Origin of the sequence: Gordonia sp. McavH-238-E, from assembly GCF_022348225.1 — a bacterium.
Lineage (GTDB): Bacteria > Actinomycetota > Actinomycetes > Mycobacteriales > Mycobacteriaceae > Gordonia > Gordonia terrae.
In genome coordinates this window covers 1-1624 of record NZ_JAKRFE010000040.1, presented here as the reverse complement: position 1 = coordinate 1624, position 1624 = coordinate 1, and the positions used below count along the sequence as shown (strand labels likewise).

General features: G+C 65.9%; 1 protein-coding gene. It reads right to left on the bottom strand.

What is annotated here, in order from left to right; translation table 11 throughout:
* Window positions 1-147: 147 nt before the first annotated feature.
* Entirely contained in the window at window positions 148-1536 is a 1389-nt protein-coding gene (locus MHN80_RS25605) for an IS1380 family transposase (protein ID WP_239404134.1), read from the bottom strand.
* Window positions 1537-1624 lie beyond the last annotated feature (88 nt).

The window sequence follows — 1624 nt, the reverse complement described above, 5'->3', positions numbered from 1 at the left end:
AGCCTGAATCCGTGGATGAGGTTTCAGGCGGGTGGGTTTGCGGTGCGTGAGCGTCTGATTGTGTTGTGGGCGCGGGGTATTCGCTGACCTGTGTCAGCCTTTTCACTGGGGTTCCTTGGTGGTGGGCGGTCGTGTTGAGGTGCGGGTTCAGGTGGTGTGGACTGCGGACCACAGCGCGGTGAACGCGTGTTGGGTGGGCCAGTGTCGGGGTAGGTGCAGGATGGGTGTTCGTGCTGGTCGGGCCAGTCGGGCGGGTATCGCGATCAGTGTGCGACGCAGCGTTGCTGCACGCGCGGCGCGGAGTCTGGGGGTTGCGGTGAGCGCGGCGAGGGTGCGCATCAGGTTGTGGCTGATGGCGGCCAGCGCGAGCCAGGCGGCGTTGGCGCCGAAGACTCCGGAGGGCAGGTGCGCCAGGGGTCCGTCGATGAGGTCGGCGAACACGGTTTCGATGATGGCGTGGCGGCGGTGGGTGATGTCGGCGGTGACGGTGTCGTCGGTGGTGTTGGTGAAAAACGAGTGGTACCGCCAGGCGGGCATCAGGGTGTCGGTGCCGGCGGGGTGGTGGGCTTTGACCCGGCGCACGATGAGTCGGGCGGTGACCGGTTGGGTGGAGTCCGGTTGCACGGTGTGGGTGGTTTCGGCGACTTCGGCATCGGAGATCAGTTCGCCGGTGTCGGGGTCGGTGACCGCCCCGGGGTAGTGCACCGGGGTCCAGGCGTCGTCGCTGATCGCGGTGATGGCGCGGGTGATCGCGGTGTTGGTGCGTAGGACCAGCGAGAACGTCGCTTCGAGGCGTTGGCAGGTGCGCATCACCGCGGCGGTGCCATAGGCGGCGTCGCCACGCACGGTGATCTCCCCGCTCGCCCCACACCGGCGTGCGGTGGTCAGGGTTTCGGCGATCATTCTCGCTGCCCCGCTCCCGGAGGCGGTGCGCCCGGCGCGTAGCCAGGCGTTGCCGATCACCGGTGCATGCCCGGCTGCGGACAGAGTGGTGACCTGCGGGGACAGACCTTTGCGGAGGAGTTCACGCCCGGCGATTTTGGCGTGCCCGTAGGAGCCGCCTTCTTTCTGGTAGCCGTAGACCGGGCGTAGTAGTGAGTCAATGTCGACAAATACCTGGGACCCGTCGGTGGGTAGCAGACCCGCCGTGGCGCACATCGCCGGCAATGTGTGGGTCATCACCGCGTTGAGCGCTCGGGCATGTCCGGGGGTGAACTCGCGCAGCGTTTGCCCGATCGTGGCTGGGGCGTACACGCGGTCGAACAGGCGGGTGTGCCCACCGGCGCGAACCCTTCCGAGGTCGTCGATACTGTCAGCGCCGCAACATAATCCGGCGATCACGGTCAACAGTTTCGCCTCGAGGTTGGCCCCAGCGGAGGCGACCTGGGTGGTGCCGAGATCGACTCGGTCGCCCAGCGATACGGCCAACCCGGTCGACTCGGCCACTCTCATGACCGGTACCAGTCCGGCGTGCGACACCAGGTTGTCGTCGTCGAAGATGGCGGACTCGGCGGAGAACGTGTGCGATACTTTCACTGAAAGTGCCTTCTGAGCTGGAATGTTTTGTTGTCTCAACACCACCAATCATTCCAGCTCAGAGGGCATTTTCACGTTATCGACACCC